The sequence below is a fragment of the Paraburkholderia sp. BR13439 genome (assembly GCF_040948805.1).
Taxonomy (GTDB): Bacteria; Pseudomonadota; Gammaproteobacteria; order Burkholderiales; family Burkholderiaceae; genus Paraburkholderia; species Paraburkholderia youngii.
In genome coordinates this window covers 1-250 of the sequence record NZ_JBFPKN010000236.1, presented here as the reverse complement: position 1 = coordinate 250, position 250 = coordinate 1, and the positions used below count along the sequence as shown (strand labels likewise).

2 pseudogenes are annotated in these 250 nt (G+C 54.0%); both read right to left on the bottom strand.

Annotation, left to right across the window (positions count from 1 at the left end):
• Positions 1-81 (bottom strand): annotated as a pseudogene (locus AB3X96_RS43015) (IS5/IS1182 family transposase); the annotation flags it as partial.
• A gap of 52 nt (positions 82-133) precedes the next feature.
• Positions 134-250: pseudogene (locus AB3X96_RS43010) on the bottom strand (IS5/IS1182 family transposase); the annotation flags it as partial.

The window sequence follows — 250 nt, the reverse complement described above, 5'->3', positions numbered from 1 at the left end:
CAGCGTCAGATACGGCGCCGCGAAACTCCATTCCTCATCCGACACATCAGTCGGATACCCTTTGCGGTCCGTTGTTTTCATCCCGCCAGGATACCAGGTCTCAATCGAAGTTCCTAACACGCTCTAGAGGGTGTTAGGCACTTTTGCTAAGGGTTGCAAAGTGAACAAGCATAAGCACGGAGAAGACGACGAAGTGCAAGCCAGCCAGAGTTTCGGGCAATCGCTCGTAGTCTCGTGCGAGTCGGCGGAA